Below are 23,308 nucleotides of genomic sequence, written 5' to 3'. Positions count from 1 at the left end.
TAGTGCAGGAAACTGCGAACCCGGTCAACGCTGCATCGCTGACGGCAAGAGCATCCGCTATAGTGGATCGCGTGGGAAACCGCGAGCCGGCGTGCGTGCCGGCCGCGTTCCCCGGACCATGCGGCGCGCACGGCGCCAGGGCTCCGCCGGCACCCGCTGGCCGCCCTGCCCGGCAGCACCGCGGCCACGCCAGAGGAGCGAGACAATGCAGCTGCCCCCCGCCGCCACGGCGGTCCCGACCCAGGGCCCGCTGGCGAGCGCCCTGCTCGGCGATCCCGCCCGGTGCGTGTTCGCCTCGACCGACCTGGCCGAGACGCGCGCCGCCGTCGGCCGTGTATTCAAGCCGCACCGGCTCGACGTGCGCGGCACACGGCTGCAGGCGCGCATGCACCATGCGCCGCTTGGCGCGGTTTCTTTCAACCGCCTCGCCTACGGGGCCGAGGTCACTATCGATCCCGGCCCGCTCGGCGACTTCCTGCTGGTGCAGATGCCGCTGTCAGGGCAGGCCGATATCCGCTGTGGCGACCAGCACATCATTTCGACGCCCGATTGCGCTTCGGTGCTGACGCCCAGCGATCCGCTGGCCATGCGCTGGAGCGCCGACAGCGACCAGCTGATCGTGCGCATCGAACGCAGTGCGCTGGAACGCGTCTGCGCCGCGCACCTGGGCCGACGCCCCGCGCGGCCGCTGCGCTTCGCGCTCGGCATGGCCTGGCGCTCGGGCGCCTGGCATGAGCTGATGCGCTACCTCGCGGCAATGCTTGAGACCGCGCCCGAGACCACGCGCCATCCGCTCACCGCCTGCCAGCTCGAGCAGCTGGTCATCGGCACGCTGCTGACATGGCAGCCGCACGACCTGTCGGAGGCGCTGCGCGAGCACGGCAAGCCGTTGGCGCCGCGGCATGTGAAGGTGGTGGAGGAATACATGCATGCCAACGCCGACGCGGAGTTGACGCCGGCCTTGCTGGCGGAGGTCGCTGGCGTCAGCGTGCGCAGCCTGTTTGCCGGCTTCCGCGAGCATCGCGGCACCGGGCCGATGACTTACCTGCGCACCGTGCGGCTGGAGCGGGTGCGGCGGGATCTGCTGTACGACGCATCGATTTCATCGGTCAGTGCGGCTGCGTTGCGCTGGGGATTTGCGCACCTGGGGCGGTTCAGTGCCGAGTATCGGCGGGTGTTTGGAGAGTGTCCGGCGCAGACGCTGAGGCGGCGCGGAGCAGGCTAGCCCGCTCCGCACAAGAGGGACCGCCCAAAACAAAACGGCGAACCACACGGTTCGCCGTTTGCTGCATCAAGCCGCCTGGGCGGCCCGAAACATCTTTACACCTTGATCTCGACGTCCACGCCGGCCGGCAGGTCGAGCTTCATCAGCGCGTCAACCGTCTTGTCGGTCGGATCGACGATGTCCATCAGGCGCTGGTGAGTGCGGATCTCGAACTGATCGCGGCTGGTCTTGTTGACGTGCGGCGAACGCAGGATGTCGAAGCGCTGGATGCGGGTCGGCAGGGGCACCGGGCCCTTGACGATCGCGCCGGTACGCTTGGCGGTATCCACGATTTCGGCAGCCGACTGGTCGATCAGGCGATAGTCGAAAGCCTTCAGGCGGATACGGATCTTCTGGTTCTGCATAATATTTCCTTAAAAGAGCGATTGGGCAACGTGCCCAGTTGAATGGGGACATGCCCGCGGGCATGTCCCAGGAAGTGCTTAGTCGAGGATCTTTGCCACGACGCCGGCGCCGACGGTACGGCCACCTTCGCGGATAGCGAAGCGCAGGCCTTCTTCCATGGCGATCGGGGCGATCAGCTTGACGGTGATCGACACGTTGTCACCCGGCATGACCATTTCCTTGTCCTTCGGCAGCTCGATCGAGCCGGTCACGTCGGTCGTGCGGAAGTAGAACTGCGGGCGGTAGTTGTTGAAGAACGGGGTGTGACGGCCGCCTTCGTCCTTCGACAGGATGTACACCTCGCCGGTGAAGTGGGTGTGCGGCTTGATCGAACCCGGCTTGCACAGCACCTGGCCGCGCTCGACGTCTTCACGCTTGGTGCCGCGCAGCAGCAGACCGACGTTGTCGCCAGCCTGGCCCTGGTCCAGCAGCTTGCGGAACATTTCCACGCCGGTGCAGGTGGTCTTCACGGTCGGGCGGATACCGACGATTTCGATTTCTTCGCCGACCTTGATGATGCCGCGCTCGATACGGCCGGTCACCACGGTGCCGCGACCCGAGATCGAGAACACGTCTTCCACCGGCATCAGGAAGGTACCGTCAACGGCACGCTCCGGCGTCGGGATGTAGGTGTCCAGCGCGTCGGCCAGGCGCATGATGGCTTCTTCGCCCAGCTCGCCCTTGTCGCCTTCCAGCGCCAGCTTGGCCGAACCCTTGATGATCGGGGTGTCGTCGCCGGGGAATTCGTACTTGCTCAGCAGCTCGCGAACTTCCATCTCGACCAGCTCGAGCAGTTCAGCGTCGTCCACCATGTCGCACTTGTTCAGGAACACGATGATGTACGGCACGCCGACCTGGCGGGCCAGCAGGATGTGCTCACGCGTTTGCGGCATCGGGCCGTCAGCGGCCGAGCACACCAGGATCGCGCCGTCCATCTGGGCGGCACCCGTGATCATGTTCTTCACGTAGTCGGCGTGGCCCGGGCAGTCAACGTGCGCATAGTGGCGGTTGGCCGTCTCGTACTCGACGTGGGCGGTATTGATGGTAATACCGCGTGCCTTCTCTTCCGGCGCTGCGTCGATTTCGTCGTACTTCTTGGCGGCACCGCCGAACTTGGCAGCCAGCACCGTGGCGATCGCTGCGGTCAGCGTGGTCTTGCCATGGTCAACGTGACCAATCGTACCAACGTTCACGTGCGGCTTAGTCCGCTCGAACTTTTCCTTTGCCATTTTTCAGCTCCTAATGGAATTCAGTGTGATTCGATTCATTACACCGCCACGCCGGATAAGGCGTGGCAGCAAAGCTTTTATTACTTGCCCTTGGCCGTCATCACGGCTTCGGCGATGTTCTTCGGTGCCTCTGCGTAGTGCTTGAATTCCATCGTGTACGTGGCGCGGCCTTGCGTGGCCGAGCGCAGCGACGTGGAATAACCGAACATTTCCGACAGCGGGACTTCGGCCTTGATAATCTTGCCGCCGCCAACCATGTCATCCATGCCCTGCACGATGCCGCGGCGGGACGACAAGTCGCCCATCACGGTACCCGTGTAGTCTTCCGGCGTTTCCACTTCCACGGCCATCATCGGCTCGAGCAGAACCGGGCTGGCCTTGCGCATGGCTTCCTTGAAAGCCATCGAGCCGGCCATGCGGAACGCGTTTTCGTTCGAGTCCACGTCGTGGTACGAACCGAACGTCAGCGTGACCTTCACGTCCACCACCGGGAAGCCGGCCAGGATACCGTTCGGCAGCGTGTCGACGATGCCCTTTTCGACCGCCGGGATGTATTCGCGAGGAATCACACCGCCCTTGATGGCGTCGATGAACTCGAAGCCCTTGCCCGGCTCTTGCGGTTCCAGCGTGATCACAGCGTGACCGTACTGGCCGCGGCCGCCCGACTGCTTGACGAACTTGCCCTCGACGCCTTCGGCCGTCTTGCGAATGGTTTCGCGGTAGGCCACTTGCGGCGCGCCGATGTTGGCTTCCACGCCGAATTCGCGCTTCATGCGGTCGACCAGAATTTCGAGGTGGAGCTCGCCCATGCCCGAAATGATGGTCTGACCCGATTCTTCATCGGTACGCACGCGGAACGACGGATCTTCAGCGGCCAGGCGGTTCAGGGCGATGCCCATCTTTTCCTGGTCGGCCTTGGTCTTCGGCTCGACAGCCTGCGAGATCACCGGCTCCGGGAACACCATGCGCTCGAGCACGATCGGTGCAGCCGGATCGCACAGCGTGTCGCCCGTGGTGGCGTCCTTCAGACCCACCGCAGCGGCGATGTCGCCGGCCAGCACTTCCTTGATTTCTTCGCGCTGGTTGGCATGCATCTGCAGAATACGGCCGAGACGTTCCTTCTTGCTCTTGACTGGGTTGTACACCGTGTCGCCCGAATTGATCTTGCCCGAGTACACGCGGAAGAAGATCAGTTGGCCGACGAACGGGTCGGTCATGATCTTGAACGCCAGTGCCGAGAACTTTTCGTTGTCGTCAGCCTTGCGCTCGAGCTTCTTCTCGCTGTCGTCCTCGTCCGTGCCCGTAACCGGCGGAATGTCGACCGGCGACGGCAGGAAGTCGATCACGGCGTCGAGCATGCGCTGCACGCCCTTGTTCTTGAACGCGGTGCCGCACAGCATCGGCTGGATTTCGCAGGCGATGGTACGGTCACGCAGCGCCTTGACGATCTCGGCGCGGGTCAGCTCTTCGCCGCCCAGGTACTTTTCCATCAGCTCTTCGCTGGCTTCGGCGGCGGACTCGACCATCTTCTCGCGCCATTCGTCAGCGGTGGCTTGCAGCTCGGCCGGGATGTCCTGGTATTCGAACTTCACGCCCTGGCTGGCTTCGTCCCAAACGATCGCCTTCATTTCCAGCAGATCGACGACGCCCTGGAAGCCGTCTTCAGCGCCGATCGGCACCACGACGGGCACCGGGTTGGCCTTCAGGCGGGTCTTCAGCTGGTCGTAGACCTTGAAGAAGTTCGCGCCGGTACGGTCCATCTTGTTGACGAACGCCAGACGCGGCACCTTGTACTTGTTGGCCTGACGCCAGACGGTTTCGGACTGCGGCTGCACGCCCCCCACTGCGCAGTACACCATGCACGCGCCGTCCAGCACGCGCATGGAACGCTCCACCTCGATGGTGAAGTCCACGTGGCCCGGGGTGTCGATGATGTTGAAGCGGTGCTCGGGGTAGTTGCCGCCCATGCCCTTCCAGAAGGCAGTGGTCGCAGCAGACGTGATGGTGATGCCGCGCTCCTGCTCCTGCTCCATCCAGTCCATGGTGGCCGCGCCATCATGCACTTCACCGATCTTGTGGTTCACACCGGTGTAGAACAGGATCCGCTCGGTCGTGGTGGTTTTACCCGCGTCAATGTGAGCCGAAATACCGATGTTACGGTAGCGCTCAATAGGAGTCTTACGAGCCACTTTAATCCTCTATTCGTCCGTGAGGCGCCGGCATCTCATGGCCTGCGCCCCTAACACAAACGGGCGAGATGTGTAAAAACACAGCCCGCCCGGCAACCAACAAACGCTATCGCGCGCTTAGAAGCGGAAATGCGAGAACGCCTTGTTGGCTTCGGCCATGCGGTGCACTTCGTCGCGCTTCTTCATCGCGCCGCCACGGCCTTCCGATGCTTCCAGCAGCTCACCTGCCAGGCGCAGCGCCATCGACTTCTCGCTGCGTTTCTTCGCGGCCTCGCGCAGCCAACGCATCGCCAATGCCAGACGACGCGACGGACGGACTTCGACCGGAACCTGATAGTTGGCGCCGCCCACGCGACGGCTCTTCACTTCCACCACCGGCTTCACGTTGTTGATGGCAACGGAGAACACTTCGATGGGGGCCTTGCCTGCCTTCTTTTCGATCTGGTCGAACGCGCCATAGACGATACGTTCGGCAACCGACTTCTTGCCGTCCAGCATCAGCACGTTCATAAACTTGGCAACTTCAACGTTGCCGAACTTCGGATCAGGCAGAACATCCCGCTTGGGGACTTCACGACGACGTGGCATCTTCTTTCCTTTAGATTCAGTTGAGAGCGCGGTCAGTTGTTTCCGCTCTCCGGCCACCAACTAGCTTGCATGCAATAGACAGCAAATTCGCCGGGTGACCACTTACTCGACGGCACGGTTGCCAAAAAGGCGCTCCGTTGTACCGCCGCCTGGTGACAGCACCATGACTTGCGCCACAGGCTATCGTTTGTTGCTGCTTCGGGTCTCGCAGACCCAGGCACCCTAAGCTTAGGCTGCCTTCGGGCGCTTCGCGCCGTACTTCGAACGGGCCTGCTTGCGGTCCTTCACGCCTTGCAGATCCAGCGAGCCACGGACGATGTGGTAACGCACACCCGGCAGATCCTTCACACGGCCGCCGCGGATCAGCACGACCGAGTGTTCCTGCAGGTTGTGGCCTTCACCGCCGATGTACGAAATGACTTCGAAACCGTTGGTCAGGCGCACCTTGGCGACCTTACGCAGTGCCGAGTTCGGCTTCTTCGGCGTCGTGGTGTACACGCGGGTGCACACACCACGGCGCTGGGGGCAGTTCTCAAGCGCCGGGCTCTTGCTCTTGACGACTTCAGAGACGCGCGGCTTGCGAACCAGTTGGTTGATAGTTGGCATTGTTCAATCCAGCTTGGTTTTACGAAAAACGCCCCTCGCGCCGGCATGCGCCAGGCTGGAGAGGCAACTACGGGTTTTTGGGCGGGAGAGATGAGCGGACGCGCTCTGGAGACGGGACTGTGCGGTAACAGCATGCCAAAGAGCGCGAGCCGGCACCCGGATCCCGCGTCTGCCGCCACCGGTCCATCAAAACCGGTCCGGAAGGCTTGCCAGCAGCGGCATGAAAGCCACTTATCCGACGGGCGAGCGAAATCCAAAGCCAAAAACTCGAATCTGGCATCCTAGCAGCGGAATCGTATACCGTCAAGCCGTATACTCGGCTGGAAACAGCGGTGGCTAGATGCCGCGCAGGGTGTCGAGGATGCCCTGCCCGTAGCGCTCCAGCTTGGATGCACCAATCCCGGGAATGCCCTGCATCGCCGAGAGCGAATCCGGCGCAGTGCGCGCCAATTCGGCCAGCGTGGCGTCATGGAAAATCACGTAGGCCGGCACGCCGTGCTCGCGCGCGGCCTCGGTGCGCCAGCGGCGCAGTGCCTCCCAGTTCGCCAGCGTGTCGGCGTCCATGTCCGCGGTATGGTCGGTGCGGGTGCCGCGCGCCGCGCGCTCGCCAGACTTGCCCGCCTTGGTAGCCTGGCGTCGCAGGATGATCTGTCGCTCGCCCTTGAGCACCTCGCGCGCACGTTCGCCCAGCAGCAGCGCACCGTGGCCGCCATGGTCGATCATCAGCAAACCGTGGGCGATCAGCTGGCGGAAGACCGTGTGCCATTCCTGGACCGAACGATCCTTGCCGATGCCGAAGGTCGATACCTTGTCATGGCCCCACTGCTTGATCTTTTCCGAGGCATTGCCGCGCAGCACGTCGATCAGGTGGGTCGCACCAAAGTGGATCCGGCTTGCCTGCGCGGTGCGGTACACACATGACAGCGCCATCTGCGCCTCGCGTGTGCCGTCCCAGGTGGCCGGCGGCTCCAGGCAGGTATCGCAGTTGCCACAGGGCTCGCTCGCTTCGTCGAAGTAGGCGAGGATGCGCTGGCGCCGGCAGCCGGCGGTTTCGCACAAACCCAGCAGTGCGTCGAGCTTGGACGACGACACGCGCTTGAACGCCTCGTCCGCCCCGGACTCGTCGATCATGCGCTTCTGCTGCACCACGTCGCCCAGGCCGTAGGCCATCCAGGCATTGGCGGGCAATCCGTCGCGCCCCGCGCGGCCCGTCTCCTGATAGTAGCCTTCCATACTCTTGGGCAGGTCAAGGTGAGCGACGAAGCGGACGTCCGGCTTGTCGATCCCCATGCCGAAGGCAATGGTGGCCACCATCACCAGCCCTTCTTCTTCGCGGAAGCGTGCCTGGTGGCGCTGGCGCGTGCCGGGGTCCATGCCGGCATGGTAAGGCAGCGCGTTGATGCCGTGCCCTTCCAGCCACGCCGCGGTGTCCTCCACCTTCTTGCGTGACAGGCAGTAGACGATGCCGCTGTCGTGGGTGCCGTCGGCGGCGGTGTGCTCGGCCTTGATAAAGGCCAGCAATTGCTGGCGCGCATTGTCCTTCTCGACGATGCGGTAGCGGATATTGGGCCGGTCGAAGCTGGAGATGAAGACGCGGGCGTCGTCCAGCGCCAGGCGTTCAATGATCTCGTTGCGCGTCAGCGCGTCGGCGGTAGCGGTCAGCGCGATGCGCGGCACGTACGGGAAGCGTTCGTGCAGCACCGACAGCTGGATGTACTCCGGCCTGAAATCATGGCCCCACTGCGATACGCAATGCGCCTCGTCGATGGCGAACAGTCCGACGCGGGTACGCTCGAGCAGGTCGAGGAAGCGCGGCGTCATCAGCCGCTCGGGTGCGACGTAGAGGATCTCCACCCTGCCGGCCAGCAGGTCGCGCTCGACGGCTGACGCTTCCGAACCGGTCAGCGTCGAATTCAGTACCGCGGCGCGCACACCGGCTTCCGTCAGCGCCGCGACCTGGTCCTGCATCAGCGCAATCAGCGGCGATACCACGATGCCGACACCCTGCCCTGTGCGCTGGCGCAGCAGCGCCGGAATCTGGTAGCACAGCGACTTGCCGCCGCCGGTCGGCATCAGCACCAGGCTGTCGCCGCCTTCGGCAACGTGGTCGATGATCTCGGCCTGACGCCCGCGGAAGGCGTGGTAGCCGAAGACATCCTTGAGGATCGCCAGTGCTTGCGACATGGACTGCGGAATTGCTGAAGCCGGAAAAGCCGTAACCTTACCACTAAGGAACCCGGCAACCGCGCCTGGCGGGCAAACTCTCCGACGTTTCTCACGAAAGGTCACACCACGAGCGGGCAGAAAAAAAGCCCGGCTGGATCAGCCGGGCTTTCGACCGCCTTGCGGCGGGCAATCACTACTGCAAGATCAGGCGTTGTCGCCTTCACCCTCGGTCGTCGCCTGCACCACCGGCGGCGGCTCGATGAAGAGCGACTGCTCTTCTTCGGCGATCGCCTGGGCGCGTTCGCGCTCGGAGGCCTCGCGTGCCTTGCGGGCACGGTGGTAGGCCAGGCCGGTACCGGCCGGGATCAGACGGCCGACGATCACGTTTTCCTTCAGACCACGCAGGTCGTCGGTCTTGCCCATGATCGCGGCTTCGGTCAGCACGCGCGTGGTTTCCTGGAACGATGCCGCCGAGATGAAGCTGTCGGTCGACAGCGACGCCTTGGTAATACCCAGCAGCAGGTTCTCGTAGGTCGCCGGACGCTTGCCTTCGGCGATCACGCGGTCGTTCTCGTCGAGCAGTTCCGAGCGCTCCACCTGTTCACCCGGGATGAACTTGGTGTCGCCCACGTCGGCGATCTGCACACGACGCAGCATCTGGCGAACAATCACCTCGATGTGCTTGTCGTTGATCTTCACGCCCTGCAGACGGTACACGTCCTGCACTTCGTCCACGATGTAGTGCGCCAGCTCTTCGATGCCCTTCAGGCGCAGGATGTCGTGCGGGTCCGCCGGACCTTCCACGATCATTTCGCCCTTGTTCACCACCTGGCCGTCGTGCACCAGCACCTGCTTTTCCTTCGCGATCAGGAACTCGTGGGCATTGCCGTCCAGGTCGGTAATGACCAGGCGCTGCTTGCCCTTCGTGTCCTTGCCGAACGAGGTCGTGCCGGTGACTTCCGCCAGCACGGCGGCGTCCTTCGGCGAACGCGCTTCGAACAGCTCGGCCACACGCGGCAGACCACCGGTAATGTCGCGGGTCTTCTGCGATTCGGTCGGGATACGCGCGAGCACTTCACCCACGTGCACCTGCTGGCCGTCCTTCACGGTAATCAGCGCGCCAACCTGGAAGCCGATGGTCACGGAGTGGTCCGTGCCCGGGATCTTCACTTCCTGGCCGTTGGCGTCGAGCAGCTTCACCTGCGGGCGGATGCCCTTGGTTGCAGCCGTGCGGCGCTTGGCGTCGATCACCACCAGGGTCGACAGGCCCGTCACTTCGTCCATCTGCTTGGCGACGGTCACGCCTTCTTCAACGTTCTCGAACTTGGTCGTGCCGGTGTATTCCGAAACGATCGGGCGAGTCAGCGCGTCCCACGTGGCCAGCTGCGTGCCAGCCTTGATAGCCTGGCCGTCCTGCACCAGCAGCGTGGCGCCGTACGGGATCTTGTGGCGCTCGCGCTCGCGGCCGTGGTCGTCGGTGATCAGCGCCTCGCCCGAACGCGAGATGACGATCAGTTCGCCCTTCGCATTGGTGACGTAACGCATGGTCGCCGTGAAACGCACGGTACCGGTCGCCTTGGCTTCCACGCTCGATGCCACTGCCGCACGCGATGCCGCACCACCGATGTGGAACGTACGCATGGTCAGCTGCGTGCCCGGCTCACCGATCGACTGGGCGGCAATCACGCCCACCGCTTCGCCGGAGTTCACCAGCACGCCGCGGCCCAGGTCGCGGCCATAGCACTTGCCGCACAGGCCGTAGCGCGTGTCGCACGACAGCGGGGTGCGGACCTTGACTTCGTCCACGCCGATATTGTCGATCAGCTCGACCAGGTCTTCGTCCAGCAGCGTGCCCGATTCGATCGCGGTTTCCTGGGTTTCCGGGTTCACCACGTCGGCCACGGTCACACGGCCGAGAATACGGTCGCGCAGGGCTTCGATCACTTCACCGCCTTCGACCAGGGCCTTCATGGCCACGCCGTTGGAGGTGCCGCAATCGTCTTCCACCACGACCAGATCCTGGGTCACGTCGACCAGACGACGGGTCAGGTAACCCGAGTTCGCGGTCTTCAGTGCCGTATCGGCCAGGCCCTTACGGGCACCGTGGGTCGAGATGAAGTACTGCAGAACGTTCAGGCCTTCACGGAAGTTCGCCGTAATCGGCGTTTCAATGATCGAGCCATCCGGCTTGGCCATCAGGCCACGCATACCGGCCAGCTGGCGGATCTGCGCGGCGGAACCCCGTGCGCCCGAGTCGGCCATCATGTAGATGGAGTTGAACGACTCTTGCTTCACGGTCTTGCCTTCGCGGTCGACCACGTCCTCGTGCTGGAGCTGCTCCATCATCGCCTTGCCCACCTGGTCGCCGGCGGCGCCCCAGATATCCACGACGTTGTTGTAGCGTTCCTGGTCGGTCACCAGACCCGACATGTACTGCTTGTCGTATTCCTTCACCTTGGCCGAGGCCTCGGCGATGATCTTCTCCTTGGCGGGCGGCACCAGCATGTCGTCGATCGCGATCGAGATACCGGCGCGGGTCGCCAGGCGGAAGCCCGACTGCAGCAGCTTGTCGGCGAAGATCACGGTCTCGCGCAGGCCGCACTTGCGGAACGCGGTGTTGATCAGGCGCGAGATTTCCTTCTTCTTGAGCGGCTTGTTCAGCACCGAGAACGGCAGGCCCTTCGGCAGGATCTCGGACAGGATCGCGCGGCCAACCGTGGTGGCCTGAAGCGTGACCTTGGGTGCGAAACGGGCGTCGCCTTCGGCGTCCTTGTCGACCAGCTCATACTCGGTGATACGCACGTTCACGCGGGAAGCCAGTTCGACTTCCTTGTTCTCGTAGGCGCGGATCACTTCGCTGATGTCGGCGAAGGTCATGCCCTCGCCCTTGCCGTTGATCTTGTCGCGGGTCGTGTAGTACAGACCCAGCACCACGTCTTGCGACGGGACGATCGACGGGTCGCCGTTGGCCGGGAACAGCACGTTGTTGGAGGCCAGCATCAGGGTGCGGGCTTCCATCTGCGCTTCCAGCGACAGCGGGACGTGGACAGCCATCTGGTCACCGTCGAAGTCGGCGTTGAACGCCGCGCAGACCAGCGGGTGCAGCTGGATGGCCTTGCCTTCGATCAGCACCGGCTCGAACGCCTGGATGCCCAGGCGGTGCAGCGTCGGCGCACGGTTCAGCATCACCGGGTGCTCGCGGATCACCTCTTCGAGGATGTCCCACACCACCGGGGTCTGGCTTTCGACTTCCTTCTTCGCCGCCTTGATGGTGGTGGCGATGCCCATCGTTTCCAGCTTGTGGAAGATGAACGGCTTGAACAGCTCGAGCGCCATCAGCTTGGGCAGGCCGCACTGGTGCAGCTTGAGCGTCGGGCCCACCACGATGACCGAACGGCCCGAGTAATCGACGCGCTTGCCCAGCAGGTTCTGACGGAAACGACCGCCCTTGCCCTTGATCATTTCGGCCAGGGACTTCAGCGGGCGCTTGTTGGCGCCGGTCATCGCCTTGCCGCGACGGCCGTTGTCCAGCAGCGAGTCGACCGCTTCCTGCAGCATGCGCTTTTCGTTGCGCACGATGATTTCAGGCGCCTTCAGCTCCAGCAGGCGCTTCAGGCGGTTGTTACGGTTGATGACGCGGCGATACAGGTCGTTCAGGTCCGAGGTCGCGAAGCGGCCACCATCCAGCGGCACCAGCGGGCGCAGCTCGGGCGGCAACACCGGCAGCACTTCGAGGATCATCCACTCGGGCTTGATGCCCGAACGCTGGAAGGCCTCGAGCACCTTCAGGCGCTTGGCGAACTTCTTGATCTTGGCTTCGGAGCCGGTGGCCTGCAGCTCGGCGCGGATCTGTTCGATCTGCTTCTCGATGTCGATGCCGCGCAGCAGTTCACGGATGCCCTCGGCACCCATCATGGCGACGAACTCGCCCTCGCCGTACTCGTCGCACTTCGCCAGGTAGTCGTCTTCCGACATGATCTGGCTCTTCTTGAGCGGGGTCATGCCGGGCTCGAGCACCACGAATGCTTCAAAGTACAGCACGCGCTCGATGTCGCGCAGCGTCATGTCCAGGACCATGCCCAGACGCGACGGCAGCGACTTCAGGAACCAGATGTGCGCGGTCGGCGCGGCCAGTTCGATGTGGCCCATGCGCTCGCGGCGCACCTTGGCCAGCGTCACTTCAACGCCGCACTTCTCGCAGATCACGCCGCGGTGCTTCAGGCGCTTGTACTTGCCGCACAGGCACTCGTAGTCCTTGATCGGGCCAAAGATCTTGGCGCAGAACAGGCCGTCGCGTTCAGGCTTGAACGTACGGTAGTTGATCGTTTCCGGCTTCTTGACTTCGCCGTACGACCACGAACGGATCTTCTCGGGCGAGGCCAGGCCGATCTTGATCGCGTCGAACTGCTCTTCCTGCTGTACCTGCTTAAAGAGATCGAGCAATGCTTTCATTGCAACTCCTTGTTTCGCCACCGCGCCGGAGTCTGTCCGGTGCCGTGGCATTCAATCCTGTGGGAAATGCTGCGCTGGTGGGTGCCCGCCGCGGCCGGCACCCGCATCGTCTCGATCAGTAGCGGTCGAGGTCGATGTCGATACCCAGCGAGCGGATTTCCTTCACCAGCACGTTGAACGATTCCGGCATGCCGGCGTCGATCGAGTGCTCGCCCTTGACGATGTTCTCGTACACCTTGGTACGGCCGTTCACGTCATCGGACTTGACCGTCAGCATTTCCTGCAGCACGTACGACGCGCCGTAGGCTTCCAGTGCCCACACTTCCATCTCACCGAAACGCTGGCCACCGAACTGGGCCTTGCCGCCCAGCGGCTGCTGCGTCACCAGCGAGTACGGGCCGGTGGAACGTGCGTGCATCTTGTCGTCGACCAGGTGGTGCAGCTTCAGCATGTGCATCACACCCAGCGTGACCGGACGCTCGAACGCTTCGCCGGTGCGGCCATCGTGCAGCGTGACCTGCTGCTTGGACGCGGTCAGGCCTTTCTCGGCCGCGATCTCGTCCGGGTAGGCCAGGTCGAGCATGCGCTTGATTTCCCTCTCGTGCGCACCATCGAACACCGGGGTCGCGAACGGCACACCCTTCTTCAGGTTGTGCGCCAGCTCCAGCACTTCGGCGTCGCTCAGGCTGTCCAGGTCTTCCGGCTTGCCGCTCTCGTTGTAGATCTGCGAGAGCAGCGTGCGCAGTTCCTGCGCCTTGGCCGATGCCTTGAGCATGTCGCCGATGCGCTGGCCCAGGCCGCGCGCGGCCCAGCCCAGGTGGGTTTCCAGGATCTGGCCCACGTTCATCCGCGACGGCACGCCCAGCGGGTTCAGCACGATGTCGGCCGGGGTACCGTCCGCCATGTACGGCATGTCTTCGATCGGGACGATCTTCGACACCACACCCTTGTTACCGTGACGGCCTGCCATCTTGTCGCCAGGCTGCAGGCGGCGCTTGACGGCCAGGTAGACCTTGACCATCTTGATCACGCCCGGCGGCAGCTCATCGCCCTGCGTCAGCTTCTTGCGCTTCTCTTCGAAGGCGAGGTCGAACTCGTGGCGCTTCTGCTCGATGGCTTCCTTGACGGCTTCCAGCTGGGCAGCCAGTTCCTCGTCCGCCGGACGGATGTCGAACCAGTGGTACTTGTCGACGTCAGCCAGGTATTCCTTGGTGATCTTGGCGCCCTTGGCCAGCTTCTTCGGACCGCCGTTGACGGTCTTGTCGATCAGCAGGCGCTCCAGACGCTGGAAGGCATCGCCTTCCACGATACGCAGCTGGTCGTTCAGGTCCAGGCGGTAGCGCTTCAGTTCGTCGTCGATGATCGACTGGGCACGCTTGTCGCGGGTCACGCCTTCGCGGGTGAAGACCTGGACGTCGATCACGATGCCGCTCATGCCCGACGGCACGCGCAGCGAGGTGTCCTTCACGTCCGACGCCTTCTCGCCGAAGATCGCGCGCAGCAGCTTCTCTTCCGGAGTCAGCTGGGTCTCGCCCTTCGGCGTGACCTTGCCCACCAGCACGTCGCCGGCTTCAACCTCGGCGCCGATGTAGGTGATGCCCGACTCGTCCAGGCGAGCCAGCTGGGCTTCGGCCAGGTTAGAGATATCGCGCGTGATTTCCTCGGGTCCCAGCTTGGTGTCGCGGGCAACGACCGACAGTTCCTCGATGTGGATCGAGGTATAGCGGTCTTCGGCCACCACACGCTCCGAGATCAGGATCGAATCCTCGAAGTTGTAGCCGTTCCACGGCATGAACGCCACCAGCATGTTCTGGCCGAGCGCCAACTCGCCCAGGTCGGTCGAGGCGCCGTCGGCAATCACGTCGCCGCGGGCCACGTGGTCGCCAACCTTCACCATCGGACGCTGGTTGATGTTGGTGTTCTGGTTCGAGCGCGTGTACTTGATCAGGTTGTAGATGTCCACGCCGACTTCACCGGCCACGGCTTCGTCGTCGTTCACGCGGATCACGATACGCATCGCGTCGACGTAGTCCACCAGGCCGCCACGCATCGCCTGCACAGCAGTACCCGAGTCGACCGCAACGGTGCGCTCGATGCCGGTACCGACCAGCGGCTTGTCCGGACGCAGGCAGGGCACGGCCTGACGCTGCATGTTCGCGCCCATCAGTGCACGGTTCGCGTCATCGTGTTCCAGGAACGGCACCAGCGAGGCAGCGGCCGACACGATCTGCGACGGCGCCACGTCGATGTACTGCACGCGGTCCGGCGTCACCATACGGGTTTCACGCTCGGAACCTTCACGCGCCGACACCAGTTCGTCGGTCAGGTTGCCTTCGGCGTCGACGGTCGCGTTGGCCTGCGCCACCACGTACTTGCCTTCCTCGATCGCGGACAGGTAGTCGACCTGGTCGGTCAGCTTGCTGTTCTCGACCTTGCGGTACGGGGTTTCCAGGAAGCCGTACTCGTTCAGGCGCGCATACAGTGCCAGCGAGTTGATCAGACCAATGTTCGGACCTTCCGGCGTTTCGATCGGGCACACGCGGCCATAGTGGGTCGGGTGCACGTCGCGGACTTCAAAGCCAGCACGCTCGCGGGTCAGACCGCCCGGGCCCAGTGCGGAGACACGGCGCTTGTGCGTGATCTCGGACAGCGGGTTGGTCTGGTCCATGAACTGCGACAGCTGCGACGAACCGAAGAACTCGCGGATCGCCGACGAGATCGGCTTCGAGTTGATCAGGTCGTGCGGCATCAGGTTCTCGGTCTCGGCCTGGCCCAGACGTTCCTTGACGGCACGCTCCACGCGCGACAGGCCGGCGCGGAACTGGTTCTCGGCCAGTTCGCCGACGCAACGCACGCGACGGTTGCCCAGGTGGTCGATATCATCGACCTCGCCCTTGCCGTTGCGCAGGTTGACCAGGATCTTGATGGTCTCGAGGATGTCCTCGTCCTGCAGCACCATGGCGCCTTCACCGCTGGGGCGACCCAGGCGGCTGTTGACCTTCATGCGGCCAACGCGCGACAGGTCGTACGACTCCTCGCTGTAGAACAGGCGCTGGAACAGCGCTTCCACGGCTTCCTCGGTCGGCGGCTCGCCTGGGCGCATCATGCGGTAGATCGCGATCCGCGCGGCGGTCTGGTCGGCGGTCTCGTCCACGCGCAGGGTCTGCGACATGTACGGGCCCTGGTCCAGGTCGTTGGTGTACAGGGTCTGGATCTGCTTGACGCCGGCTTCGCGCAGGTTTTCCAGCAACGTTTCGGTCAGCTCGTCGTTGGCGTTGGCAATCACCTCGCCGGTATCCGGGTCGATGATGTTCTTGGCCAGCACGCGGCCCAGCAGGTAGTCTTCCGGCACGCTGATGAGCTTGGTGCCGGCCGAGTCCAGGTCGCGGATGTGCTTGGCGTTGATCCGCTTGTCCTTCTCCACGACCACGCGGCCGTTCTTGTCGGCGATGTCGAAGCGCGCGACTTCACCGCGCAGGCGCTCGGGCACGAACTCCAGCTGCGCGCCTTCCGACTGCAGCGTGAAGTTGTCGAACACGAAGAAATGCGCGAGGATCTGTTCCGGGGTCAGGCCGATCGACTTCAGCAGGATCGTCACCGGCATCTTGCGGCGGCGGTCGACGCGGAAGTACAGGATGTCCTTCGGGTCGAATTCGAAGTCGAGCCACGAGCCGCGGTAGGGGATGATACGTGCCGAGAACAGCAGCTTGCCCGAGCTGTGGGTCTTGCCCTTGTCGTGCTCGAAGAACACGCCCGGCGAGCGGTGCAGCTGCGAGACGATGACACGCTCGGTGCCGTTGATCACGAACGAACCGGTGGAAGTCATCAGCGGGATTTCGCCCATGTAGACTTCCTGCTCCTTTACTTCCTTGACCTTGCCCGGGTTCTCGCGATCGTTGATGATCAGGCGAACCTTGGCGCGCAGGGCCGAATGGAAAGTCAGGCCACGCTGTTGACATTCCTTGACGTCGAACGGCGGGTTGGACAAGTGGTAAGAGACGAACTCCATACGGGCGAGCCCGTTATGCGAGGAGATCGGGAAGATTGCGTTGAAAGCGGCCTGGAGGCCTTCGGTCTTGCGACGCGCGGTCGGCGTTTCCGCTTGCAAGAACTGGGTGTAGGATTCAATCTGGGTGGCAAGCAGGAATGGAACCTGATGTACCGTAGCGCGCTTCGCAAAGCTTTTGCGAATGCGCTTCTTTTCGGTGAAGCTGTACGCCATGGGATCTCCGAATCATCGCAGGACGGCTGGACCTGGCCGTGCCTGAGGTGTTCAGCGACTGGGAGGGGATTTGGCGGTTGGCCGCTACCAACCTCTGGCTGACGGTGCCCGCACGCTGCGGGCGGTGTGGTCGTCGCATCAGCGCAACGCCTGCACTCGCCCGGGGGACACCCGACCAAACTTGTCTTCTGCAGTCGGTTCAGAAGACAAACATCAGCAGCAACCACTTAGTGTGCCACTGATGTTTGGCCTCTGCTGAGTTGCCGGCAAATCAAGTGCCGCCAGGACTCGCAAAGATCACTTTTTGCGACTTTGCCACTGTGCTGAGTGGTGACTAAAACACAATCGCACAAGCGCAAAAAGGCTGGCGCCGGGAATTTCCCTTTGCCAGCCCCATTCGCGTGCCGCAAAGGCACGCGAGTACAGCATTACTTGACGTCGACCTTCGCGCCGGCGTCCTCCAGCTTCTTCTTGGCTTCGGCAGCAGCGGCCTTGTCCACGCCTTCCTTGACGGGCTTCGGTGCGCCATCGACCAGGTCCTTGGCTTCCTTCAGGCCCAGGCCGGTGATTTCGCGAACGGCCTTGATCACGCCAACCTTGTTGGCGCCGACTTCGGCCAGGATCACGTTGAACTCGGTCTGCTCTTCAGCAGCGGCGGCACCGCCAGCGCCCGGAGCAGCAGCCACGGCCATGGCAGCAGCCGACACGCCAAACTTCTCTTCGAACGCCTTGACCAGGTCGTTCAGTTCCATCACGGACATCGCGCCAACGGCTTCCAGGATGTCGTCTTTGGTGATTGCCATTTGAAATACTCCTACTAGATTTGATTCGGTATCGGTAATGCGATCTTTCGATGCGCGGCCTGGATTGCCTTAGGCGCCAGCAGCTTCCGCTTCCGCGGGAGCGCCTTCTTCCTTCTTGGCGGCCAGAGCAGCCAGCAGACGGGCGAAGCCCGACACCGGTGCCTGCATCACGCCCAGCAGCTGAGCAATCAGTTCGTCGCGGCTCGGGATCGAGGCCAGCGCCTTCACGGCGGCAGCGTCGAGAACCTTGCCGTCATACGACCCGGCGCGCAGGACCAGCTTGTCGTTGGTCTTGGCGAAGTCGTTCAGAACCTTGGCCGAGGCCACTGCATCTTCGGAAATACCGTAGATCAGCGGACCGGTCATCTGCTCTGCGAGGCCTGCAAACGGCGTACCTTCGACGGCGCGGCGAGCCAGCGTGTTCTTCAGAACACGCAGGTACACGCCTTGCTGGCGAGCGGTAGCGCGCAGCTTGGTCAGATCGCCAACCGCAATGCCGCGATATTCGGCCACGACGATGGTCTGGGCCTTGGCGACTTGCGCCGAGACCTCAGCAACGACGGCCTTCTTATCTTCAATATTGAGTGGCACGGTTAAGCTCCAAAATGACGCTTATGTCTCCGGCAATACCGGAGCCTTCACGTCAGCACAAACGAACGGCGTCCGATTGGCCCGAATCACCCGGGTCAGTGCCCGGTTGCTTCAATCCCTTCGGGTGCGCCATCTGCGCTGGCTGGCCGGAGGACGTCGCTCAGGCTTGGAAGCCCTCCCGCACGTTCCGACCGATTAAGCCCTTTCCGCCATACTGCCGCGGACAAGGACACCAGCGGTCTTTGATAACCAGCGGTGCCTGCCGATGCTTGCGCATCCAGCGGGCACCACTGCCCAAAGCCATCCTCCATTCCTTGCGGTCCGGAGACGACCCTCGCCATTGGCCAGGGTCTTCAATTCTTCTTGCCGACCGGTGTTATCGGGTGCCGGTCAGCAATTTGCCGTCAGCTCAGGCAGCCAGCGTAGCCTGGTCGACACGCACGCCAACGCCCATGGTCGACGAAACGGCGATCTTGCGCAGGTACACGCCCTTGCTGGTGGCCGGCTTGGCCTTGACCAGCGCGTCCAGCAGCGCCGACAGGTTGCTCTTCAGCGCGGCGTCTTCGAACGAACGGCGGCCGATGGTGGCGTGGATGATACCGGCCTTGTCGACACGGAACTGAACCTGACCGGCCTTGGCGTTCTTCACAGCCTGGGCCACGTCGGGGGTCACGGTACCGACCTTCGGGTTCGGCATCAGGCCGCGCGGGCCCAGGATCTGGCCCAGCGTACCGACGATACGCATCGTGTCCGGCGAAGCGATCACGACGTCGAAGTTCAGGTTGCCGGCCTTGACTTGCTCGGCCAGGTCTTCCATGCCGACGATGTCAGCACCGGCGGCCTTGGCGGCCTCGGCCTTGTCGCCCTGGGCGAACACAGCCACGCGCACCGACTTGCCGGTACCGGCGGGCAGCACCACGGAACCACGAACCACCTGGTCCGACTTCTTGGCGTCGATGCCCAGTTGCACGGCCACGTCGATCGACTCGTCGAACTTCGCCGAGGCGCAGCCCTTCACCAGGCCCAGGGCCTCGTCGATCGGGTAGAACTTGGTACGCTCGATCTTCGCCTTGTTGGCAGCGACGCGCTTGGAAACCTTAGCCATTTACAGACCCTCCACGGTGATGCCCATCGAACGAGCCGAACCGGCGATGGTACGCACGGCGGCGTCCAGGTCGGCGGCAGTCAGGTCAGCGTTCTTGGCCTTGGCGATTTCTTCAGCCTGGGCGCGGGTGATCTTGCCAACCTTGTCGGTATGGGGCTTCGGCGAACCCTTGGTGATGCCGGCTGCCTTCTTGATCAGCACGGTCGCCGGCGGCGACTTCATCACGAAGGTGAAGCTCTTGTCGGCGAAGGCGGTAATCACCACCGGCACCGGCAGACCAGGCTCCATGCCTTGGGTCTGGGCGTTGAACGCCTTGCAGAACTCCATGATGTTCAGACCACGCTGACCCAGTGCGGGACCAACGGGCGGGGAGGGATTTGCCTTACCAGCCGGAATCTGCAGCTTGATAAAGCCAATGATCTTCTTGGCCATTTCTACTCCAATCCGGATCGCCCCACTCGGGGGTTGCGATCCTGTTGAGTCGTAACGCGCTGTCGCCGCACCGGTGGCACGGCCTCACGCTCCTCTTTGGCAACACCCAGGGGCGCCGCCGTTGCGGGTTGCCGCCCTCTCGGCCGACAGCCCGCAAATTCCTTAAACCTTCTCGACCTGGCCGAACTCGAGCTCGACCGGCGTCGCACGTCCGAAGATGGTGACCGAGACACGCAGGCGCGATTTCTCATAGTTCACTTCTTCCACGTTGCCGTTGAAGTCGGTGAACGGACCGTCCTTGACGCGCACCATTTCGCCCACCTCGAACAGCGTCTTGGGACGCGGCTTCTCGACCCCTTCCTGCATCTGGGTCATGATCTTGTCGACTTCGCGCTGCGAAATCGGGCTCGGGCGGTTGCGGGCGCCGCCCACGAAACCGGTGACCTTGCTGGTGTTCTTCACCAGGTGCCAGGTTTCGTCGGTCATTTCCATTTCCACCAGCACGTAGCCCGGGAAGAAACGGCGTTCTGTCACCGACTTGTGACCACCCTTGATTTCCACGACTTCTTCGGACGGCACCAGGATGCGGCCAAATTTGTCCTGCATCTCGGCGCGGTCGATGCGCTCCTGCAGCGCGCGCTGCACGCTCTTCTCCATGCCGGAGTAGGCATGCACGACATACCAGCGCTTCTTCGATGAAGGCGATTCCGGCGCGGTGGTTTCCTGCTGAGCGTTATCCGTCATGTGCTACCTCTTATTTCCAGCCCAGTACGAGCGAAAACACGATCCACTCAATGAGCTTGTCCGCCGACCACAGGAACAGTGCCATGATGACGACAAAGACGAAGACCAGCCCCGTCATCTGCCCGGATTCCTTGCGCGTCGGCCAGACGACCTTGCGAACTTCCCGATACGATTCCTTGGCGAACCCAATGAAGTCCTTGCCCGGTGCCGACACCAGTGCAACCACTACACCCAGTGCAATACCGCCGAACAGCGCAGCGCCACGTACATAAGACGGTTGCTGTGCGAGTGCATAGAAACCGATGACGCCGGCAACCACCAGCAGCACCGCGACGCCGAGCATCCACTTGCCGCTGTTGGCGTTCACGGTTTCAACATTGGGATTGGCCATGTTTCGCAAACGAGACTAAGCCGCGTCACGATTGCTCCTCGCGACGCGGCTGATTGATTTGGCAGGGGCAGAGGGAATCGAACCCCCAACCTTCGGTTTTGGAGACCGACGCTCTGCCAGTTGAGCTATACCCCTAGAACTACTTAGAGCTGGCGCTTGCGCCAACCCTTTTCTGGCAACGAACGCGGCCGGTTGGTGCCGCGTTCGCAATCGAACAGCTTAGTCGAGGATCTTTGCCACGACGCCGGCGCCGACGGTACGGCCGCCTTCGCGGATAGCGAAGCGCAGGCCTTCTTCCATGGCGATCGGGGCGATCAGCTTGACGGTGATCGACACGTTGTCACCCGGCATGACCATTTCCTTGTCCTTCGGCAGCTCGATCGAGCCGGTCACGTCGGTCGTGCGGAAGTAGAACTGCGGGCGGTAGTTGTTGAAGAACGGGGTGTGACGGCCGCCTTCGTCCTTCGACAGGATGTACACCTCGCCGGTGAAGTGGGTGTGCGGCTTGATCGAACCCGGCTTGCACAGCACCTGGCCGCGCTCGACGTCTTCACGCTTGGTGCCGCGCAGCAGCAGACCGACGTTGTCGCCAGCCTGGCCCTGGTCCAGCAGCTTGCGGAACATTTCCACGCCGGTGCAGGTGGTCTTCACGGTCGGGCGGATACCGACGATTTCGATTTCTTCGCCGACCTTGATGATGCCGCGCTCGATACGGCCGGTCACCACGGTGCCGCGACCCGAGATCGAGAACACGTCTTCCACCGGCATCAGGAAGGTACCGTCAACGGCACGCTCCGGCGTCGGGATGTAGGTGTCCAGCGCGTCGGCCAGGCGCATGATGGCTTCTTCGCCCAGCTCGCCCTTGTCGCCTTCCAGCGCCAGCTTGGCCGAACCCTTGATGATCGGGGTGTCGTCGCCGGGGAATTCGTACTTGCTCAGCAGCTCGCGAACTTCCATCTCGACCAGCTCGAGCAGTTCAGCGTCGTCCACCATGTCGCACTTGTTCAGGAACACGATGATGTACGGCACGCCGACCTGGCGGGCCAGCAGGATGTGCTCACGCGTTTGCGGCATCGGGCCGTCAGCGGCCGAGCACACCAGGATCGCGCCGTCCATCTGGGCGGCACCCGTGATCATGTTCTTCACGTAGTCGGCGTGGCCCGGGCAGTCAACGTGCGCATAGTGGCGGTTGGCCGTCTCGTACTCGACGTGGGCGGTATTGATGGTAATACCGCGTGCCTTCTCTTCCGGCGCTGCGTCGATTTCGTCGTACTTCTTGGCGGCACCGCCGAACTTGGCAGCCAGCACCGTGGCGATCGCTGCGGTCAGCGTGGTCTTGCCATGGTCAACGTGACCAATCGTACCAACGTTCACGTGCGGCTTAGTCCGCTCGAACTTTTCCTTTGCCATTGCGCGACTCCTGTCTCGGTAGCGATGTTGCCAGTGCGGTGGTATTTGGTGCCCATGGGCAGGATCGAACTGCCGACCTCTCCCTTACCAAGGGAGTGCTCTACCACTGAGCCACATGGGCGAAACTAGACGTACTACTGTATGACAGCAACCGCGCGACTGGAGCGGGTGAAGGGAATCGAACCCTCGTCGTAAGCTTGGAAGGCTTCTGCTCTACCATTGAGCTACACCCGCCTGGGTCTTTCCTGCTTCTTCACCGGCGTTGCCGGCTGCTGTCTTGCATTCTGGTGGAGAGGGCTGGATTCGAACCAGCGTAGGCGTAAGCCAACAGATTTACAGTCTGCCCCCTTTAGCCACTCGGGCACCTCTCCGCAGAGAACTATCGATTATGGGGCTCTTGGCCTTGCCTGTCAAGCACTTTCCGTTGCGGATGCTGTACTCGATCAGGCCCGGGCAGGCGTTCCGGCGTGGTGCTCGGTGCCGCCTGCGGCTCCCACAAGCGCAGTTTAGATTTCTGCGTTCTCACCCTATAGGGACTTCGCCGGACGGCTCCTGGAGGCTCTGAAGCGGTCTGGCGGAACTGCGGAGCACCAGGCAAACAGCCTGCCGGAAAAGCAAAAACCCCTCGCAGCGAACGCTGTCGAGGGGTTTTGCACAATAAGAGCCTGGCGATGACCTACTTTCACACGGGAATCCGCACTATCATCGGCG

Annotated in this window: 16 protein-coding genes and 4 tRNA genes; 1 reads left to right on the top strand and 19 read right to left on the bottom strand. The window is 63.0% G+C overall.

What is annotated here, in order from left to right; genetic code table 11:
* Window positions 1–205: 205 nt before the first annotated feature.
* Complete coding sequence (locus J8I34_RS26320; protein ID WP_209807354.1) at window positions 206–1,225, top strand: AraC family transcriptional regulator; 1,020 nt, start codon at window positions 206–208, stop codon at window positions 1,223–1,225.
* Between the two features lie 95 nt (window positions 1,226–1,320).
* Here J8I34_RS26320 and rpsJ read toward each other — a convergent pair whose 3' ends face one another.
* The 19 genes from rpsJ to J8I34_RS26225 form a co-directional block, all read right to left on the bottom strand.
* Complete coding sequence (gene rpsJ, locus J8I34_RS26315) at window positions 1,321–1,629, bottom strand: 30S ribosomal protein S10 (protein ID WP_006160488.1); 309 nt, start codon at window positions 1,627–1,629, stop codon at window positions 1,321–1,323.
* A 78-nt stretch (window positions 1,630–1,707) separates the two neighbouring features.
* Complete coding sequence (tuf, locus tag J8I34_RS26310) at window positions 1,708–2,898, bottom strand: elongation factor Tu (RefSeq protein ID WP_209775475.1); 1,191 nt, start codon at window positions 2,896–2,898, stop codon at window positions 1,708–1,710.
* An 80-nt stretch (window positions 2,899–2,978) separates the two neighbouring features.
* Window positions 2,979–5,087: an elongation factor G gene (fusA, locus tag J8I34_RS26305; RefSeq protein WP_029049804.1), complete on the bottom strand. Its 2,109-nt coding sequence runs from the start codon at window positions 5,085–5,087 to the stop codon at window positions 2,979–2,981.
* 117 nt (window positions 5,088–5,204) lie between these two features.
* Complete coding sequence (rpsG, locus tag J8I34_RS26300) at window positions 5,205–5,675, bottom strand: 30S ribosomal protein S7 (protein WP_010810459.1); 471 nt, start codon at window positions 5,673–5,675, stop codon at window positions 5,205–5,207.
* Between the two features lie 228 nt (window positions 5,676–5,903).
* Window positions 5,904–6,281, bottom strand: a complete 378-nt coding sequence (gene rpsL, locus J8I34_RS26295) for a 30S ribosomal protein S12 (RefSeq protein ID WP_010810460.1) — start codon at window positions 6,279–6,281, stop codon at window positions 5,904–5,906.
* A 336-nt stretch (window positions 6,282–6,617) separates the two neighbouring features.
* Window positions 6,618–8,465, bottom strand: coding sequence for a DNA helicase RecQ (gene recQ, locus J8I34_RS26290; protein WP_209775476.1), 1,848 nt, complete (start codon window positions 8,463–8,465; stop codon window positions 6,618–6,620).
* 186 nt (window positions 8,466–8,651) lie between these two features.
* On the bottom strand, window positions 8,652–12,899 hold the full coding sequence (gene rpoC / locus J8I34_RS26285; RefSeq protein WP_029049802.1) for a DNA-directed RNA polymerase subunit beta': 4,248 nt from the start codon (window positions 12,897–12,899) through the stop codon (window positions 8,652–8,654).
* Between the two features lie 115 nt (window positions 12,900–13,014).
* A complete protein-coding gene (gene rpoB, locus J8I34_RS26280) occupies window positions 13,015–17,121 on the bottom strand; it encodes a DNA-directed RNA polymerase subunit beta (RefSeq protein WP_029049801.1) in 4,107 nt (1,368 codons plus the stop codon).
* 428 nt (window positions 17,122–17,549) lie between these two features.
* Window positions 17,550–17,924 carry a 50S ribosomal protein L7/L12 gene (gene rplL / locus J8I34_RS26275; protein ID WP_010810464.1) on the bottom strand — a complete coding sequence of 125 codons (375 nt, stop codon included), beginning with the start codon at window positions 17,922–17,924 and terminating at the stop codon, window positions 17,550–17,552.
* Between the two features lie 69 nt (window positions 17,925–17,993).
* A complete protein-coding gene (gene rplJ / locus J8I34_RS26270) occupies window positions 17,994–18,515 on the bottom strand; it encodes a 50S ribosomal protein L10 (protein WP_115705207.1) in 522 nt (173 codons plus the stop codon).
* Window positions 18,516–18,924: 409 nt separating this feature from the next.
* Window positions 18,925–19,620: a 50S ribosomal protein L1 gene (gene rplA / locus J8I34_RS26265; RefSeq protein WP_029049799.1), complete on the bottom strand. Its 696-nt coding sequence runs from the start codon at window positions 19,618–19,620 to the stop codon at window positions 18,925–18,927.
* A complete protein-coding gene (gene rplK / locus J8I34_RS26260; RefSeq protein ID WP_010810467.1) occupies window positions 19,621–20,052 on the bottom strand; it encodes a 50S ribosomal protein L11 in 432 nt (143 codons plus the stop codon). It lies immediately after the preceding gene.
* Between the two features lie 162 nt (window positions 20,053–20,214).
* The gene (gene nusG / locus J8I34_RS26255; RefSeq protein ID WP_029049798.1) at window positions 20,215–20,796 is read right to left on the bottom strand and encodes a transcription termination/antitermination protein NusG; all 582 of its coding nucleotides are present in this window, start codon (window positions 20,794–20,796) and stop codon (window positions 20,215–20,217) included.
* A gap of 10 nt (window positions 20,797–20,806) precedes the next feature.
* Window positions 20,807–21,187, bottom strand: a complete 381-nt coding sequence (gene secE / locus J8I34_RS26250) for a preprotein translocase subunit SecE (RefSeq protein ID WP_029049797.1) — start codon at window positions 21,185–21,187, stop codon at window positions 20,807–20,809.
* A 59-nt stretch (window positions 21,188–21,246) separates the two neighbouring features.
* Window positions 21,247–21,322 (bottom strand) — tRNA-Trp (locus tag J8I34_RS26245).
* A gap of 84 nt (window positions 21,323–21,406) precedes the next feature.
* On the bottom strand, window positions 21,407–22,597 hold the full coding sequence (tuf, locus tag J8I34_RS26240) for an elongation factor Tu (RefSeq protein WP_209775475.1): 1,191 nt from the start codon (window positions 22,595–22,597) through the stop codon (window positions 21,407–21,409).
* Window positions 22,598–22,643: 46 nt separating this feature from the next.
* A tRNA-Thr gene (locus J8I34_RS26235) sits at window positions 22,644–22,718 on the bottom strand.
* Between the two features lie 39 nt (window positions 22,719–22,757).
* Window positions 22,758–22,831, bottom strand: a tRNA-Gly gene (locus J8I34_RS26230).
* Window positions 22,832–22,882: 51 nt separating this feature from the next.
* A tRNA-Tyr gene (locus J8I34_RS26225) sits at window positions 22,883–22,968 on the bottom strand.
* Between the last annotated feature and the right edge of the window lie 340 nt (window positions 22,969–23,308).

This window comes from Cupriavidus phytohabitans (assembly GCF_017815025.1).
Classification (GTDB): Bacteria; Pseudomonadota; Gammaproteobacteria; order Burkholderiales; family Burkholderiaceae; genus Cupriavidus.
The sequence above is the reverse complement of the archived record's forward strand: the minus strand, read 5'-3'. Positions and strand labels throughout refer to the sequence as shown.

Coding starts and splice junctions, on each gene's coding strand:
- J8I34_RS26320 (WP_209807354.1), top strand. CDS start 206: ATGCAGCTGCCCCCCGCCGCCACGGCGGTCCCGACCCAGGGCCCGCTG.
- rpsJ (WP_006160488.1), bottom strand. CDS start 1,629: ATGCAGAACCAGAAGATCCGTATCCGCCTGAAGGCTTTCGACTATCGC.
- tuf (WP_209775475.1), bottom strand. CDS start 2,898: ATGGCAAAGGAAAAGTTCGAGCGGACTAAGCCGCACGTGAACGTTGGT.
- rpsG (WP_010810459.1), bottom strand. CDS start 5,675: ATGCCACGTCGTCGTGAAGTCCCCAAGCGGGATGTTCTGCCTGATCCG.
- rpsL (WP_010810460.1), bottom strand. CDS start 6,281: ATGCCAACTATCAACCAACTGGTTCGCAAGCCGCGCGTCTCTGAAGTC.
- recQ (WP_209775476.1), bottom strand. CDS start 8,465: ATGTCGCAAGCACTGGCGATCCTCAAGGATGTCTTCGGCTACCACGCC.
- rpoC (WP_029049802.1), bottom strand. CDS start 12,899: ATGAAAGCATTGCTCGATCTCTTTAAGCAGGTACAGCAGGAAGAGCAG.
- rpoB (WP_029049801.1), bottom strand. CDS start 17,121: ATGGCGTACAGCTTCACCGAAAAGAAGCGCATTCGCAAAAGCTTTGCG.
- rplL (WP_010810464.1), bottom strand. CDS start 17,924: ATGGCAATCACCAAAGACGACATCCTGGAAGCCGTTGGCGCGATGTCC.
- rplA (WP_029049799.1), bottom strand. CDS start 19,620: ATGGCTAAGGTTTCCAAGCGCGTCGCTGCCAACAAGGCGAAGATCGAG.
- rplK (WP_010810467.1), bottom strand. CDS start 20,052: ATGGCCAAGAAGATCATTGGCTTTATCAAGCTGCAGATTCCGGCTGGT.
- nusG (WP_029049798.1), bottom strand. CDS start 20,796: ATGACGGATAACGCTCAGCAGGAAACCACCGCGCCGGAATCGCCTTCA.
- secE (WP_029049797.1), bottom strand. CDS start 21,187: ATGGCCAATCCCAATGTTGAAACCGTGAACGCCAACAGCGGCAAGTGG.
- tuf (WP_209775475.1), bottom strand. CDS start 22,597: ATGGCAAAGGAAAAGTTCGAGCGGACTAAGCCGCACGTGAACGTTGGT.